Source organism: Bacillus sp. NP247 (assembly GCF_018966865.1).
Lineage (GTDB): Bacteria > Bacillota > Bacilli > Bacillales > Bacillaceae_G > Bacillus_A.
The window spans coordinates 2,047,026-2,063,404 of sequence record NZ_CP076653.1 but is presented as its reverse complement, the minus strand read 5'-3'; the positions used below and the strand labels follow the sequence as shown (position 1 = coordinate 2,063,404).

At 36.1% G+C, this 16,379-nt stretch carries 15 protein-coding genes; 9 read left to right on the top strand and 6 right to left on the bottom strand.

The window, feature by feature from the left end; translation table 11 throughout:
* Positions 1-45: 45 nt before the first annotated feature.
* The 7 genes from KPL75_RS10900 to KPL75_RS10870 all read left to right on the top strand — a co-directional run bounded on the left by KPL75_RS10900 (position 46) and on the right by KPL75_RS10870 (position 6,465).
* Positions 46-1,146 carry an amidohydrolase/deacetylase family metallohydrolase gene (locus tag KPL75_RS10900; RefSeq protein ID WP_219920676.1) on the top strand — a complete coding sequence of 367 codons (1,101 nt, stop codon included), beginning with the start codon at positions 46-48 and terminating at the stop codon, positions 1,144-1,146.
* On the top strand, positions 1,124-2,227 hold the full coding sequence (locus tag KPL75_RS10895) for a DgaE family pyridoxal phosphate-dependent ammonia lyase (protein ID WP_219920675.1): 1,104 nt from the start codon (positions 1,124-1,126) through the stop codon (positions 2,225-2,227). The genes KPL75_RS10900 and KPL75_RS10895 overlap by 23 nt, the downstream gene beginning before the upstream one ends.
* Before the next feature lies 1 nt (position 2,228).
* Complete coding sequence (locus KPL75_RS10890; RefSeq protein WP_000181936.1) at positions 2,229-2,984, top strand: 2-dehydro-3-deoxy-phosphogluconate aldolase; 756 nt, start codon at positions 2,229-2,231, stop codon at positions 2,982-2,984.
* Entirely contained in the window at positions 2,977-3,993 is a 1,017-nt protein-coding gene (locus KPL75_RS10885) for a sugar kinase (RefSeq protein WP_002191029.1), read from the top strand. The genes KPL75_RS10890 and KPL75_RS10885 overlap by 8 nt, the downstream gene beginning before the upstream one ends.
* Entirely contained in the window at positions 3,993-4,718 is a 726-nt protein-coding gene (locus tag KPL75_RS10880) for a GntR family transcriptional regulator (RefSeq protein ID WP_002015828.1), read from the top strand. The genes KPL75_RS10885 and KPL75_RS10880 overlap by 1 nt, the downstream gene beginning before the upstream one ends.
* A 65-nt stretch (positions 4,719-4,783) precedes the next feature.
* The gene (gntP, locus tag KPL75_RS10875; RefSeq protein WP_219920674.1) at positions 4,784-6,109 is read left to right on the top strand and encodes a gluconate permease GntP; all 1,326 of its coding nucleotides are present in this window, start codon (positions 4,784-4,786) and stop codon (positions 6,107-6,109) included.
* A 164-nt stretch (positions 6,110-6,273) separates the two neighbouring features.
* The gene (locus KPL75_RS10870) at positions 6,274-6,465 is read left to right on the top strand and encodes a YjcZ family sporulation protein (RefSeq protein ID WP_219920672.1); all 192 of its coding nucleotides are present in this window, start codon (positions 6,274-6,276) and stop codon (positions 6,463-6,465) included.
* A 208-nt stretch (positions 6,466-6,673) separates the two neighbouring features.
* Here the strand turns inward: KPL75_RS10870 and KPL75_RS10865 are convergent, their stop codons facing one another.
* From KPL75_RS10865 to KPL75_RS10840, 6 genes are all read right to left on the bottom strand, one after another.
* Positions 6,674-8,647, bottom strand: a complete 1,974-nt coding sequence (locus KPL75_RS10865) for an FtsX-like permease family protein (RefSeq protein WP_219920671.1) — start codon at positions 8,645-8,647, stop codon at positions 6,674-6,676.
* Positions 8,644-9,396 carry an ABC transporter ATP-binding protein gene (locus KPL75_RS10860; protein WP_000393251.1) on the bottom strand — a complete coding sequence of 251 codons (753 nt, stop codon included), beginning with the start codon at positions 9,394-9,396 and terminating at the stop codon, positions 8,644-8,646. The genes KPL75_RS10865 and KPL75_RS10860 overlap by 4 nt, the downstream gene beginning before the upstream one ends.
* Positions 9,397-9,416: 20 nt before the next feature.
* On the bottom strand, positions 9,417-11,375 hold the full coding sequence (locus tag KPL75_RS10855) for an FtsX-like permease family protein (protein ID WP_219920670.1): 1,959 nt from the start codon (positions 11,373-11,375) through the stop codon (positions 9,417-9,419).
* An 80-nt stretch (positions 11,376-11,455) separates the two neighbouring features.
* Entirely contained in the window at positions 11,456-13,429 is a 1,974-nt protein-coding gene (locus tag KPL75_RS10850) for an ABC transporter permease (protein WP_219920669.1), read from the bottom strand.
* Between the two features lie 94 nt (positions 13,430-13,523).
* A complete protein-coding gene (locus KPL75_RS10845) occupies positions 13,524-14,546 on the bottom strand; it encodes a sensor histidine kinase (protein ID WP_219920667.1) in 1,023 nt (340 codons plus the stop codon).
* A 2-nt stretch (positions 14,547-14,548) separates the two neighbouring features.
* Positions 14,549-15,244 carry a response regulator transcription factor gene (locus tag KPL75_RS10840; protein WP_000276730.1) on the bottom strand — a complete coding sequence of 232 codons (696 nt, stop codon included), beginning with the start codon at positions 15,242-15,244 and terminating at the stop codon, positions 14,549-14,551.
* Positions 15,245-15,453: 209 nt separating this feature from the next.
* On the opposite strand from KPL75_RS10840, the gene KPL75_RS10835 reads away from it, so the two are divergent.
* The gene (locus KPL75_RS10835; protein WP_002067754.1) at positions 15,454-15,726 is read left to right on the top strand and encodes an autorepressor SdpR family transcription factor; all 273 of its coding nucleotides are present in this window, start codon (positions 15,454-15,456) and stop codon (positions 15,724-15,726) included.
* The gene (locus tag KPL75_RS10830; protein WP_219920666.1) at positions 15,723-16,361 is read left to right on the top strand and encodes an SdpI family protein; all 639 of its coding nucleotides are present in this window, start codon (positions 15,723-15,725) and stop codon (positions 16,359-16,361) included. The genes KPL75_RS10835 and KPL75_RS10830 overlap by 4 nt, the downstream gene beginning before the upstream one ends.
* The last annotated feature ends 18 nt before the right edge of the window (positions 16,362-16,379 follow it).

Here is a 16,379-nt window from a genome sequence, read left to right as displayed (position 1 = left end):
GTAAGCGTATTCTTATGGCTTCTTATAGAAAAGGGTGGAAATACAATGACAGAACGATTCGTGCTACGTAATGTGAAGCGTGTGAACGGGGAAGAGATTGACATTGTAGTTGAAAATAATAAAATCGCACAGGTGACGAAAGCTGGTGCTGGCGAGGGTGGAAAGGTTCTTGATTACTCAGGTACTTACGTATCGAGTGGATGGATTGATTTGCACGTTCATGCTTTTCCAGAGTTTGATCCGTATGGCGATGAGGTAGATGAAATTGGCGTTAAGCAAGGGGTAACGACAATTGTTGATGCGGGAAGCTGCGGAGCTGATCGTATCGCAGATTTAGTACAAAGTAGAGAACAGGCAAAAACGAATTTATTTGCCTTTTTAAATATTTCTCGCATCGGTTTGAAACGAATTGATGAATTATCCAATATGGAATGGATAGATAAAGAGAAAGTAATAGATGCAGTAGAAAAGTATAAAGATGTAATCGTTGGATTAAAAGCGAGAATGAGTAAAAGTGTCGTTTGTGATAGCGGAATTGAACCGCTGCACGTAGCGCGCTCTTTATCTCGTGAAACATCATTGCCGATTATGGTACATATCGGTTCAGCGCCTCCACATATAGAGGAAGTTGTACCTCTTTTAGAAAAAGATGATGTCATTACACATTACTTAAACGGGAAAGAAAATAATTTATTTGATGAAGAAGGAAAACCGATATCTGTGTTATTAGATGCAGTGAAACGCGGTGTGCATTTAGATGTTGGTCACGGTAATGCTAGTTTTTCTTTTAAAGTAGCAGAGGCGGCGAAGCGTCACGGTATTGCCTTTAATACAATTAGTACAGATATTTACCGGAAGAATCGTATACATGGTCCAGTTTACAGTATGGCTAACGTTCTTTCGAAATTCCTTTACTTAGGTTATCCGCTAGAAGAAGTAATTGATGCGGTTACGAAAAATGCAGCAGAGTGGCTTAAGAAACCAGAGCTTGGCCGCATTCAAGAAGGGGATATTGCAAACTTAACTTTATTTACGGTGAAAGATGAACCGATTACGTTAATTGATTCAGAAGGGGATCAGCGCACTGCTGAAAGAAGAATTGATACGAAAGGGGTTGTAATCAATGGGTCATTCATTGAATGCTAAGTACGGATTAAAAAGAGTTATTAATGCGAGCGGTAGAATGAGTATTTTAGGTGTATCCGCTCCGACAAATACAGTGATGGATGCGATGAAGCATGGTGGACAAAATTATGTGGAAATTGCTGATTTAGTAGATAAAGCGGGAGACCATATTGCGAGAATTTTAGATTCAGAGGCAGCGGTCGTTGTGAACTCAGCATCGAGTGGAATTTCGCTTTCTATCGCTGGTATCGTTACAGAAGGAAATCGCCGTAAAAGTGAACGACTTCATCAAGAAGTAATCGCGAAAAACGAAGTGATTATGTTAAAAGGTCATAACGTTCAATACGGTGCTCCTGTTGAAACGATGATTTATTTAGGCGGAGGTAAGTTAGTTGAAGTCGGTTACGCAAATGAAGGGAAAGCGGAGCATATTGAAGATGCGATTGGTGAAAATACAGCAGCGATTCTATATGTGAAATCCCATCATGCAGTACAAAAAAATATGATTTCTGTTGAAGAAGCATGGGAAGTTGCGCAGCGAAATAACGTACCACTTATCGTCGATGCGGCAGCTGAAGAAGATATTCAAAAGTATGTGAAGTATTCAGACCTTGCAATTTATAGCGGTTCAAAGGCAATTGAAGGACCTACTTCTGGTATTGTCGGAGGTAAACGAAAATATATTGAATGGCTAAAAGTACAATTACATTGCATCGGAAGAAGTATGAAAGTTGGGAAAGAGACGACTTTCGGCTTACTTCAAGCGCTTGATGAGTACGGAGTGAAAGAAGATAAGAGTGAGCAAGAAAAAGAGTTGTTACAAGTACTTATGCCGCTGAAAGAGTTAAACGGTGTAAATGTAACAATCGTTCAAGATGAAGCTGGAAGAGCAATTTTTAGAGCGCGTATTCATATTAACGAGAACGAATTAAATAAAACTGCAAAAGATGTTGTGACCGCGTTACGCGAAGGGGAAATCGCAATTTACACACGTGATTACGGAGTAAGACAAGGGTTCTTTGATATTGATCCACGTCCACTTCAAGGCGATGACATACATGTGATTGAAGAAAAAATGAGAGAAATTGTAGGGGGAAACTAAGATGACAAACATTCAAAAACGTTTTTATAAAGGCCGCGTAGCATTAAATGTATTAGCGAACAATATCCGAAATGCGAAAGACATTTTTGAAGCAGCAGAAGGTTATGTAGTAGTCGGTGTGTTATCAAAAGACTATCCGACAGTAGAAGAAGCAGTAACTGCGATGAAAGCATACGGAAAAGAAATTGATGACGCTGTATCAATCGGACTAGGAGCAGGAGATAATCGTCAAGCGGCAGTTGTGGCTGAAATTGCGAAACATTATCCAGGTAGTCATATTAACCAAGTGTTCCCTTCAGTTGGAGCAACGCGCGCAAATCTTGGCGGAAAAGATAGCTGGATTAATAGTTTAGTATCACCTACAGGAAAAGTAGGGTACGTAAATATTTCTACTGGTCCAATTAGTGCAGCTGGAGAAGAAAAAGCAATCGTTCCAATTAAAACAGCGATCGCACTTGTACGTGATATGGGCGGGAATTCATTGAAATACTTCCCAATGAAAGGTTTAGCGCATGAAGAAGAATATCGCGCTGTTGCGAAAGCATGTGCGGAAGAAGGATTTGCATTAGAGCCAACGGGCGGAATTGATAAAGAAAACTTTGAAACAATTGTACGTATTGCATTAGAAGCAAACGTAGAGCAAGTTATCCCGCACGTGTACTCTTCTATTATTGATAAAGAAACTGGCAATACGAAAACAGAAGATGTTCGTGAATTACTAGCGGTCGTGAAGAAGTTAGTTGATCAATATGCGTAAGAAAATTGCAGCATTCGGTGAAGTTATGATGCGCCTGCAAGTGCCAGGGTATGAATTGCTATCGCAAGCAAACTCCTTAAATTACTCATTTTCTGGTACAGGTGTGAACGTTGCAGCAGCACTTTCTCATCTAGGGCATGAAGGTTTTCTTATTTCAACTTTACCGGAAAACTCTGTCGGGGATGCTGCGGTATCACATATTCAAAAGTTAGGCATTCAGGCACCGTTTGTTTCAAGAGGCGGTAAATATGTTGGTATGTACTTTTTAGAAAATGGATTTGGAGCACGCGCAAGCCGCGTTACATATTCGAACCGATTAGAAAGTAGTTTCAATACGGCATGTGAAGAGATGTACCAATTTGAAGAAATCGCAAAAGAAATTGATATCGTTCATTTTTGCGGGATTACCCTTGCGATGAATGATACTGTGCGCCATCATATGAAATCTTTGGCGAAGGCAGTTAAAGAAAATGGAGGCACTGTCGTTTTCGATTGCAACTATCGTCCATCGCTTTGGGGAGAAGATGGGTATGAACAGGCGAAACCTCATTATGAAGAAATGCTAGGCCTTGCCGATATTGTAATGATGAATGAAAAAGATGCGATGTTTGTTCTCGGAATGAAAACGGAAGAGACGGAGCGAGAAGCACAGCTTGTTGATCTTATTCCAAAAGTCGCTGAAATATATAATATCGCTACAATTGCTGGGACACATCGTTCTATTAATAGCGATAATACACACTCACTTCGCGGATTCATATGTAAAGATGGGACGTTCACTTTTGCCAAAACACTTACGTTTTCTGTATATGATAGAATAGGTGCTGGAGATGCTTATACGAGCGGAATTATTCATGGCGAGATAGAAGAGTTTGCACCAGAGAAAGCTGTTTCATTCGCGTCAGCAGCTGGAATGCTTGCACATACAATCGTCGGTGATACGCCAATGTCATCAGAGAAAGATATACTTCGGGCAATGACGGCATCAGTAGGTGATGTAGAAAGGTAGTGGGTGTAACGGTGAACGTAACGAGAAAAAGAGGTCCATTATATTTACAAATTAAAAATATTATTCGTGATCGAATATTACATGGTGTTTATGCCATTCATACAAATATTCCTTCTGAACCACAATTAGAAGAAGAGTTCAAAGTGAGTAAAATTACAGTGCGAAACGCAATTAAAGAACTCGTTCAAGAAGGATATTTGGAAAAGAAAAGTGGTAAAGGAACGAAAGTCATTCGAAATACTTCTGCGACAAAGCTTTCAAAGGGAAAGAAATTTACAGAAGTGTTAGTGGAAGAAGGCTATAAAGTACAAAAGAAATTGCTAAAGGCAGAAGTGGTTCATAATGAAGAAGGAACAGTACCATTTCGTTTGTTTGGTAAAGAGAGTTTTCGTATTGAGCGCCTATATGCTTTAAATGATACTCCGTACATTCATTATACGCACTATTTCTCAGCACAAATGGCAAGTACAGACTTAGCGGACTTTGACTTACAATCGCTTTATGATCTAGTCGAGGACCGTGGTATACATTTAGAAAACTTCAGAGATGAATTCGCTGTTGGATTTGCGCCTAATTTCGTTGCAGAAGCGTTAGGAGAAAAAGAGGGAACAGCGTTATTAAAACGTATGCGCTATTCTTACGATGAAGTTGGAGAAGTAATTGAATATAGTGAAGGCTACTACAATACGGAAATGCAGCATTACGTTGTAAATTATGATGTGTAAAAAATGAAGAGGGACTAATTCCCTCTTTTTTTGTAAAAAATTTTCATATCGAAGGGGAATGGGATATGGATATATACTTATTAATCGTCACGTTAATTGCAATCGCAATTGTTATTTTAGGAGTATCGTGGTGGAAATGGCATGCGTTTATTAGTTTAACGGTTGCTAGTCTATTTTTAGCTATCATGTCTGGATTGAACTTGACTAAAATTGTTACTGCCTATGAAGCTGGTGTTGGAAGTGTACTAGGGCATTTAGTCGGTATTTTAGCTCTCGGTACGATTCTGGGTAAAATGATGTCTGATTCAGGAGCTGGCATGCAAGTAGCAGATTTCTTCATTCGATTCTTCGGGGTGAAAAAATTACCTTGGGCAATGTTATTTGCTGGATTTGTAATCGGGATTCCAGTGTTTTTTGAAGTAGGGATCGTCATCTTATTACCGCTCGTTATTTCTATTCGAAAAACAACAAAGCAAAATATATTGTTAATTGCGTTACCTGTTATTGCGGGATTATCGATTGTACATGGGCTAGTGCCTCCGCATCCAGGTGCGATGACAGCAATTGGTATTTATAATGCGAACTTAGGAAAGGTACTATTGTATTCATTAATTATCGCATTACCAACAGCAATTATTGCAGGTCCTGTATTTGCAAAGTGGGTACATAAGCGAGTTATACCTGAAAATGAACCAGAACTTGTTCGTGTTACAACAGTATCTACTGATTTGCCAAGTCGTAAAGTTTCATTCTTTATCATTTTATTACCAGTAGTCTTAATGATTTTATCGGTAGTCGCACCATATATTTCATTACCGAAAGAAATAACGGAATTTTTAATCTTTATTGGAAGCCCCGTGATTGCTTTACTTATTTCATGTTTCGCAGCATTTTATTTATTAGGTATACGACAAGGTATCGATAAAAAGATGATTAAAAAATTAACAGATGAAAGTTTATTACCGGTCGGTTCAATTATTTTAATTATCGGTGCAGGCGGTGGATTTAAACAAATATTAATTGAAAGCGGTGTTGGAACAGCCATCGCTCAAATGGCAGAGCATATTTCATTATCACCAATTGTATTAGCTTTTATGGTAGCTGGATTAATTAGAATTGCAACAGGATCAGCTACAGTAGCATTAACGACAGCGGCAGGAATTGTATCACCGGTTATTCAGCACATGTCTGGTGTAAATTTAGAATTACTCGTTATAGCAACAGGGGCAGGATCATTAATGTTTTCTCATGTAAATGATGCGGGATTTTGGCTTGTAAAAGAGTATTTAGGTTTGACAGTAAAAGAAACGTTTAAAACGTGGACGGTACTTGAGACATTATTATCATTTATTGCATTCGGCTTTGCTCTTTTATTAAATATGTTTCTTTAGAAGATACCTTAACAGGTATCTTTTTTTGCAGCCTTTTCACGAAACAAGCCCGTTTTTAGGAAAGCCAAGCTTCCGATTCGCCCTGAAAACATAATATAAATGGAATCCCCTCATTTAGAACAAGAAGAACTTGTTATGAATGATACTAAAGGAGGAATAGAATAATGGGCGAACATTGTGAACACAGACATGATGATTGTGACCGCAGACGTGGTTGCGGAGGCGGTTTTGCGCTTCTAATCGTATTGTTTATTTTATTAATTATCATCGGTGCTAGCTGCTTCGGCGGAGGCGGTGGTTGTGGTTACGGCGGTTATGGTGGTTATGGCGGCGGCTATGGTGGATACTGCTGCTAATTATTAAAAACTATTGGAAATGGCCTTGTGCGTATTGCACAAGGCCATTTTATTCCGCATTAACGGGCAGTAAGACTCTCACCTTAAAAATTGGGTGTAAAGCACAGAAGTTAGGTGAGAGACCCAACTGCCCGTAAAAGCCCAATTGGTTCAACTAATAATCAGTGGGGAGGGACAAAACCCCCCACTGATTAAAGTTTCACTTTATTCACGTTCTAATATGCTGTGATAATTTATTGATGTAAAGAGAACGGATTAAGAAGAAGAAAATAATCTCGATAATCCCGAACAAAGTAAGTATAATCACTAATTCTTTTAATAAAGAGAAAGAAAACATGCTTTGTAAAAACTTAATCGCAAATATTGTATGAATACCAGCAACTATATAAGGAATGAAAAATAAAATTCCTAACTGAATCGTTGCAGAACGAAACATTTCTGATTCTGTTAAACCGAGTTTTGTAATCGTAATATATTTTTGTTTTTCACTTGTTAAGTCATTATACATACGGAAATATAAAACGCTAGCTGCTCCGATAAAGAAAATAAAGCCGAGAAATGCCCAAATAAAGAAATTAGCAATTGCATCTTCTTTACCGTGAACTAGTTCATCAGTAGCCGTATATATGTAGAAAGGAACTTGCGCTTTCTCTTCTTTATGTTTTTCGTAGAACTCACGTGCATCATCACCAATAGCACGTAACATATTTTTTGTTGGAACCATTGCATTTTCCCAGTTTTCTACGAAGTAGTTATAGATTACGGTCGTTTCAATATGAGGAATCATATTGTCAAAAACATAATCTTGTACAACAATTAAATGGGGGAATGCAAAGGATGGTTCTATCCCTTTATTAATAAATCCTTTAATATGAAATTCTTTTTTATTAGATCCGATTGCAATTGTATCTTGTTTTGCAAATGGATTTGATACAAGATTTAAGAGCGCTGGTGAATGACGAGAAATAATATAAACTTGTGTAGAATCAAGAGCTATTTCTGGTCTCTGTAATTGCTTAGCAATCGAGTTATAATCACTCATTTTCATAAGCGCAATCTCTTTTTTTAAAGCTGTATCTTTTAAAACTGTAAACTTATACTTATTGTATTGAAAATTAGCATTTGTAAGCTCAGTTTCAATTGTAGTAATGTGCTTTTGTTCTAGGGAATTTTCACCTTCTGATGTATACGTAAAGGGGACAGGATATCGCTCTAATACCGATGCCTTTGTATTGTTATTAGCAGCAAACAGCCCAATAATAATTGTAAATGCAAGTGCAGACAACATAGAAACGATAAAAAGTACATTAATATTACTACGAGTACGAGCAACTAAATCTGAAATCCATAACATATTTATTTGTTTCATATAAAACTTTCTTCTTTTTTTTAAAATGAAGATGAAGAGAAGAAATGTTTGTGAAAAGAAAAAATATGTCCCGATTACTACGAGTGGCAAAATAGATAATATGATAAAGAATACAGATCCATTTTGTACATTTTTTTCCGTTACATAGCCTTGCGGATAACCAGCAATATAATAGCATAGTCCTAAACAAGTTAAGGCAAACAACGAGATTATTATTGATGGTCTTTTTTCTTCCGTTTCTTTTTTAGTAACTTTAATTAGTCGAATTGTTTTACGAGTACGAATGAACATCGGTGTAAATGTAGAAACGATGAAAAACAAAATAATAAAAGTTACTGTTGTAACGATAATTGCCTTTGTGGGCCAATATAAGTAGAGGCCTTTCGCACCTGTTAATTTAGAAGTAACGAGTAAGAAAAAGTTAGAAAACACAAGCCCGCCTTGTATACCAACAAAAATAGCTAGTATTCCAATTATCATATTTTCAGTAAATAAAAGTCGCTTTAATTGTTTTTTTGATATACCAAGAACGGTTAATACCCCGAATTGTTGCTTCCTTACATTTAAAAATGTTCCAAGTGAATAAAGCAGGAAGAAGAATGAGAACAAGACAATGACAAACTGTGCTGAACCAGCTAAGTTCATCAGGGTATCTCGTTCTTGATAGCTCTGAACATGTTGTAGGCGCGGATGATACGTATAAACAGCAAATGAAAAGAAAACCATGATAGAAAAAGCGCTACTTACAAAGTAGGCGAAATATGCTTTAGAATTACGAGAGACATTTTTAAATGCGAATTGCCAAAATGTCATCCACGTCTTCCTCCTAGTAATGCTAGGACATCTAATATTTCTTGATAAAATTTCTCGCGATATAATCCGCGGTGTAGTTCATTGTAAAGCCCACCATCTTTAATGAAAATAACACGGTTACAATAACTAGCTGCAAACGGATCGTGCGTAACCATTAAAATTGTGGCATCTTCCTCTTTATTTAACTTCGTAAATAACTCCATTACATCAATTGCTGCTTTAGAATCTAAGTTCCCTGTCGGTTCATCCGCGAGTAAAAGTGACGGATGATGAATAACGGCACGTGCTACTGCAGTACGCTGTGCTTGTCCGCCAGAAACTTCAAAAATACGTTTATCCAAAATATGATCAATTCCAAGCTTTTTTGAAATGTTATCAAGCTTTTCATCCATTTCTTTTAATGGAACATTATCTAATGTTAAAGGTAGTACGATATTTTCACCGATTGTTAGTGTATCTAGTAGGTTAAAGTTTTGGAAAACAAACCCTAACTCTTGTCGGCGGAAAATAGCTAACTTCTCTCTACGAAATGTATGCGGTTTTTTTCCGTTAATAACGACATCACCAGAAGTAGGAGAATCAATTGTGGAAATAACGTTTAAAAACGTAGATTTCCCGCTCCCAGACGGCCCCATGATCGCAACGAATTCACCTTTATCTACGTGTAAATTTATATTTTTTAAAGCAGTATGAGGGACTTTTCCCTCATACACTTTTGAGACGTTTTTAATGTGTAATACTTCTTCCATAATAATCACCTTTCTATTCTTTAAAACTTAATATGTTGTGATAATTTTTGCATATAAAAGGAACGAATTAAAAGGAAAAAGAGAATTTCAACCGTTCCAAAAATCATAAGCACGACTGTAATTTCAGCGAAGAACGAGAGATTTAATACATCTTGTAGCATCTTTGTCGCAAACATCGTATGGATGGATGCCATAATGTAAGGGACGAAGAATAAAATAGCAAGTTGGATTGTAGCAGATTGCTTCATCTCAGTTTCTGTTAAACCAATTTTTGTAATCGTTATATACTTTTCTTGCTCATTTGTTAAATCTGTATACATTCGGAAGTAAAGAACACTGCCAGCACCAATAAAGAAAATAACGCCAAGGAAAGTTCCGATTAAGAAAAAGGAAGCAACATTTAGTTTCTTGTTGTATAAAGAGTTACTTGCTTCACTTGCGTGGAACGGTGGATGTTCTGCTTGAATCGCCGCATTGTCGCTAGCGATTTTTATTATAAATGCTGAACCAATACTATATGCTTTTTCCCAATCTGGAACTTTGAAGCTATATACACTCATTTGTTTCGAAATAGATGATAATGCTTCTACATTTTCATCAGATAGTACGATTAATTGAGGTACTAAACCAATTGGGAACGGGCTATAACTTGTATAGTCTTTCACCTGCAATGGTAAAGAGTTTTGAGTAAGTGTAAGAGTGTTTTTCTTTTCCTTATTATGAAGCGTTCCAATGACTTGAGCATCTAAATCTTTAATTAATATATAAGACTCGTCTTTATTCACTGTGAGAGTTGCCCAATTTAACGCCTTAGCCAGTATATTATAGTCACTTTGTTTAATGGCATAATAGAGCTGCGTGCTATCTTCAGCTGAAGATACTTCATATATATCCGTTTTATATTTTTTATAAGTAAAGTGCTCTTCATTAAATTTTTGCTCTAACCAGTTTAAATGCTCATCAGCTAACGTATTTTCAGTATGTGATAAATAAGTAAACGGGAAAGGGTTTTGCCTAATTTCATCAAACTTTGTAAATTTCCCAAATCCATATAAGAATGTAATCATTGTAAAAGCAAGCGTCGATAGCATCGCTACAATAAAGAGCATGTTAATATTCGTTCGAATACGAGTTGCTAAATCAGAAATCCAAAGCATATTAATCCGTTTCATATAAAACTTTCTTCGTGTTTTCAATATACGAATGAGCAAGAAGCTAATTTGTGAGAAGAAGAAGTATGTTCCGGCTGCAATGAGAGACGGAATGACAAGTATACTAGAGATGATATATAAAGGCCCAATGATGTTACCTAGCGACATAAAATATAGCGGATTTGCTGCTAATACGTATCCGGATATTAAACATGTCGCACCAAATAGAGAGATGAGTACGGATGCTTTTCTTTCTTTTTGTTTTGTTCCTTCTTTTAAAAGGCGTACAGCTTTTCTCGTACGGATTAGCATCGGTGTAAAAGATGATACGAGAATGAAGAGTCCAAGAAAGATAATTATAGTTAAAATGATAGCACCTGTAGGCCACCAATATAAATATAAACCAGGCACATGCGTAATTTTGGCGGTAACTAGTAAAAAGAACTGTGAAAAGACAAGTCCAAGTTGAATGCCGAAAAATATGGATAGGCCACCAATTAACATGTTTTCTAGAAATACAAGCCTCTTTAACTGCTTTGGAGATATGCCAAGTACTGTTAAAATCCCGAACTGTTTTTTTCGTACTTTTAAGAAAGTACCGATTGAATATAGTAAAAAGAAAAATGAAAAGAATACAATGACAACTTCTGAGATTGTCATTAATATGTTCAGAGCAGCATTCACGCCTGTCATATGCAATTTAGGATGAAATAAATAAACTGCAAACGAGAAGAAAATTGCAATGGAAAACGCACTGCTTACAAAATAGGCGAAATAAGCTCTGGCGTTCCTTGTTACGTTTTTAAAGGCAAACTGCCAAAATGTCATTCACCTAAACCTCCTATTATAACGAGCATGAAAAAGGAGGAGTGAGACCCCACCTTCTCATATAATAACTTTTTAATATGTTAATCGTTCGTATATTGTGATAATTTTTGCATATAAAGCGAACGGATGAAGAAGAAAAAGATGATTTCAATTACACCAAAAATAATAAGAACAGCTGAAACTTCAGTGAACAACGATAAATCAATTACATCTTGTAGCATTTTTGTCGCAAACATTGTATGAATGGATGCCATAATGTATGGAACGAAAAATAAAATACTAAGTTGAATTGTTGCAGAGCGTTTCATTTCTGATTCTGTTAAGCCAATCTTTGTAATCGTTACATACTTTTCTTGTTCGGTTGTTAAATCTGTATACATACGGAAGTATAGTACACTGCCAGCACCAATAAAGAAAATAATCCCAAGGAATGTCCCAATGAGGAAGTAGGAAGCACTTCCAGATTTGATTCTGTATAGGGAATTGCCCGCTTCGAAAACACGAACGAGCACTCCTTCGTGCTCAACACTCGCACGGTCTTTATCAACTCGTTTTACAAACTCATCAGCAATTGCATATGTATTTTCCCAGTTCTCTACGTTGTAATTATAGGCTGTTATATGTTTTGTGTTATTTGGTAAATTGTTAACGACAGCATCAGATAATACTAACGTTTCATACGCGAAAGAAGCAGGGAGCGGATTATTTATTTCGAATCCTTTTACTTGTAGCTTATAATTTGTGCTAGCGAGTGTAATATGTGTTTTAGTGTAATTTTGATCGAATGCACTAAACAATGGGAAATATGCGGCTCCAGATAATATATATGTTTCATTATCATTTATAAATAGTTGTTTTAATTGTACGGACGTAGCAAGTTTATTATAGTCACTTTGTTTTATGGCGTATGTGCCATAATAAATTTCCGTACCGCTTTCCGCTTTTACAGGTGTATCATATAAATCTACTTTTGTTTTTTTATAAGAAAATTTCCCATCTTTTAATTGCTCTTCCAGCCAATTTAAGTGCTGGGAAGTAAACGGGTTCTCAGCATATGAGAAATAAGAAAATGCGAATGATGAATTTCGTTCAACATCAAGTTTTGCAAATTTCCCGAAGCTATATAAAAATGTGATCATCGTAAAAGCAAGCGTAGATAACATCGCTACAATGAAAAGCATATTAATATTTGACCGAATGCGGCTAGCCAAGTCTGAAATCCAAAGCATATTAATACGCTTCATATAAAACTTTCGTCTCTTTTTCAAAAGATGAATGAGCAAGAAACTAATTTGTGAAAAGAAGAAATATGTTCCAATTGAAACGAGTACCGGAATGACAAAAATACTCGAAATCATATAGATTATCCCTATTTGCGGGTTTAATGATATGAAATATGTGGGGTTACCAGCTAAAGCGTAGCCACCTATTAAACATATAGCACCAAATAGAGAAATGAGTATGGATGGCTTTCGTTCTTTTTGATTCCCGCCATTTGCTTTTAAAAGATGTACCGATTTTTTTGTTCGAATGAGCATTGGTGTAAATGCAGATACAACGATAAAAAGACCAAGAAAAACAATTGTTGTTAAAAGGATAGCGTTAGTAGGCCACCAGTACAAATATATCCCTGGTACGTGCGCAATTTTCGCGGTCACTAATAAGAAAAATTGTGAAAAAACGAGTCCAAATTGCATGCCGAAAAAGATGGATAAAATACCGATTAACATATTTTCTATGAAAACGAGACGGTGTAATTGTTTTCTCGATATTCCTAAAACGGTTAAAACCCCGAATTGTTTTTTTCGAACTTTTAAAAAGGTACCGATAGAATATAGTAAAAAGAAGAAAGAGAAGAATACAATTACTACTTCTGAAAATATCATTAATCCTGAAACTTCAGAGATCATAGTGAAGTTTTGTAATTTCGGATGGAATAAATAAACGGCAAACGAAAAGAAAACAGCAATGGAAAAGGCACTGCTTAAAAAATAGGCAAAATAAGCTCTCGAGTTGCGCGTTATGTTTTTAAATGCAAATTGCCAAAATGTCATAATACATACCTCCCGTTACAAGGGTAATATGTAGTCTTATTGCAAAAAATGTATGAGAGTAAATTCTCATACATTTTGCTAGCATATGTTACGATCATGCTTCGGCCACCTTCTCCGTATTTTCTGCTTGATTGTTTGCAGCGTTGTGGAAGATGATTTTAATCGTCGTTCCTTTACCAACTTCAGAGTCTAGTTTTACAGAATGACCTAAATAATCACAAATTTTACTTACGATATAAAGTCCCATACCAGTAGATTCTCCGAATGTACGACCATTTTTCCCAGTGTAAAATGGTTCAAATACTCTTCGAACATCTTCTTGCGGAATACCAACGCCCTCATCACGAACTTCCAAAATGATATCTTTTCCATTTCGATAAGCTGATAAGAAAACTTTCTTTCCGCGTTCACCAGAATAACGAACAGCATTTGTCATCAACTGATAAATGATGAAATTTAGCCATTTCGCATCAGAAGCAACTTTTAAATCTGAATGAACTTCTAAAACAGGGAAGACCCCGTTTCGAATGAATAGCTCTTTTAATCCGTTAATATTTTTTGTTACAGCATCTTTTAATGAAACAGTCTCAACATGGAAGTCTTCATGGAAGTTGTTCAATCTTGCCATGTATAAAGCCATATCGAGTCCTTGATTTAGTCGCTCTAACTCTTTTTTAAATTGCGGGATTAAATGTTCATCTTCCATTTCAAGCACCATAAGTTGCATAACAGAAACGGGCGTTTTCATTTGATGTACCCAGTGGTTAATAAATAATTGGTGTTCTTGTTGTTTTACTTCAAATGTTTGTAGGTCTTTTTGGAATAGACGATATTGCGTACGAACGAGCTCATTTACACCGTGGGGCATAGGCGCAGTCGCTCTTTCAATAAATGCATCTTCCATTTTCTCTGGTGGTTCACTTAATCTGTGATACATTCTACGGTTACGAACGTAACGATAAGCGAGGAAACAGATGAATAAGTATAAGCTTAAAACGATGAAGTAAAACTTATTATTTTGAAATCCGTCTACTGCATCATAAAGAACGAAAATGATTCCGAAGTTTAATACATATAGTAGGAAAAATGCAAAATGATCACGTAAAAATAACTTCATGCTTATTCACTCCAAGTTGCGTTAAAACGATACCCAAGTCCACGTACTGTTTCAATAGCATTTTCAATACCAAGCTCATTGAACTTTTTACGAAGACGCGTGATGTTTACGTTTAATGTATTTTCCTCAACGAAGCTTTCGTCATCCCAAAGAGCGGCTAGTAAATCTTCACGGCTCGCTGTACGTGGGAATTTAGATAATAGCATTTCTGCTAAAATAGCTTCTTTCTTTGTTAAAAGAACTTGCTCAGCTCCAAAATGAATTTCTGGACGCTCAGGGAATAGTTTTAGTCCTTCAACCTCAACGATACGTTCAGAAATATTTGGTGCATAATCACCGTAAATACGGCGTAATTGCCCTTTAATTTTTGCCATTACAACGTCATAGTGGAACGGTTTCGTAATGTAATCATCCGCACCGCTTTCAATCGCCATAATTTGTTCCATTTCACCAGCACGAGCCGAAATGAAAATAATTGGACAAGTAGATTCATGACGAATTTGACGGCACCAGTAGAATCCATCAAATTTCGGTAAGTTTACATCAAGTAAAACAAGATGTGGTTTCACGGCATTAAACGATTCCATAATATCATCGAAGTTCTCTGCAACAACAGCATCATAGCCGTATTTTTGAATGTGAGATTGCAGTAATGATGAAATATTTGGATCGTCTTCAACGATTAAAATTTTATACATATGTATATTCCTCCTCAAGAAAACAATTGTAGCTATAGTGTACCATGTGTTTCACGTCTTTTCATTATGTTGAAATATAAGCTAGTAAACAGTATAGGTCAAAAGTGGAAAAAGTAAAAAGGGCCGTATATATAATTGACAATTAACTGAAATTATTTTAACATTTAGATAAATATCTAAATGTCTAATTATCGAAAGGAAGAAAGACATTGAACCAAGCATTCAAAGCATTAGCAGACCCAACAAGGCGAAAAATTTTAGATTTATTAAAAGAAGGCGATTTAACTGCTGGTGAGATTGCTGAACAGTTCAATATGACAAAGCCAAGTATTTCACATCATTTAAGTGCGCTTAAAAATGCTGAACTTATTCAAGATGAAAAGAAAGGGCAATTCGTTGTGTATTCTTTGAACACAACTGTATTTCAGGATTTATTGACTTGGGTGTTTACGTTTACGAATAAGGGGGAAGAGGGGAAATGAGGAAGCATCTTATCGCAATTATATTAATTCTTATAACTTGTATTGCATGGGCGTTTGCTTGGCCACATTTGCCAGAAGAAGTTCCGAGTCATTGGAACATTGCTGATGAAGTAGATGGATATATGTCAAAAATGGGAATGATGATTTTTGATGTAGCAATTATGGTTTTTATATATGTATTAGTGACTGTATTACCTAAGATCGATCCGAAGTACGATAACTATAAAAAATTTCCTAAAGCACTTGGAAGGATAAATGGAGCAATTTTATTTTTCTTATTTACTATTAATATGATGACACTAGCAAATGGTTTAGGATATAACGTTCCAATTGGAATTGTTGTGAACATAATGGTCGGTATCCTTTTCGTTGTACTCGGCAATTATATGCAGCAATGTAAACCAAATTTCTTCATAGGTATTAAGACACCATGGACTTTAAGTAGTGAAAATGTATGGAGAAAAACGCATAGGATAGGATCAAAGATTATGATGATTGGTGGTATTGTAATCATATTTTCCTCGTTTCTTCCGGGAATGTGGAAGATGATTTGTTTGTTAAGCGTTGTCGTTGTACTGGTTGTTGGTACAATGGTTTATTCCTATGTTGTTTATAAGAAAGAGATAGGGGCTTAATATAAAATTTATGGGGGA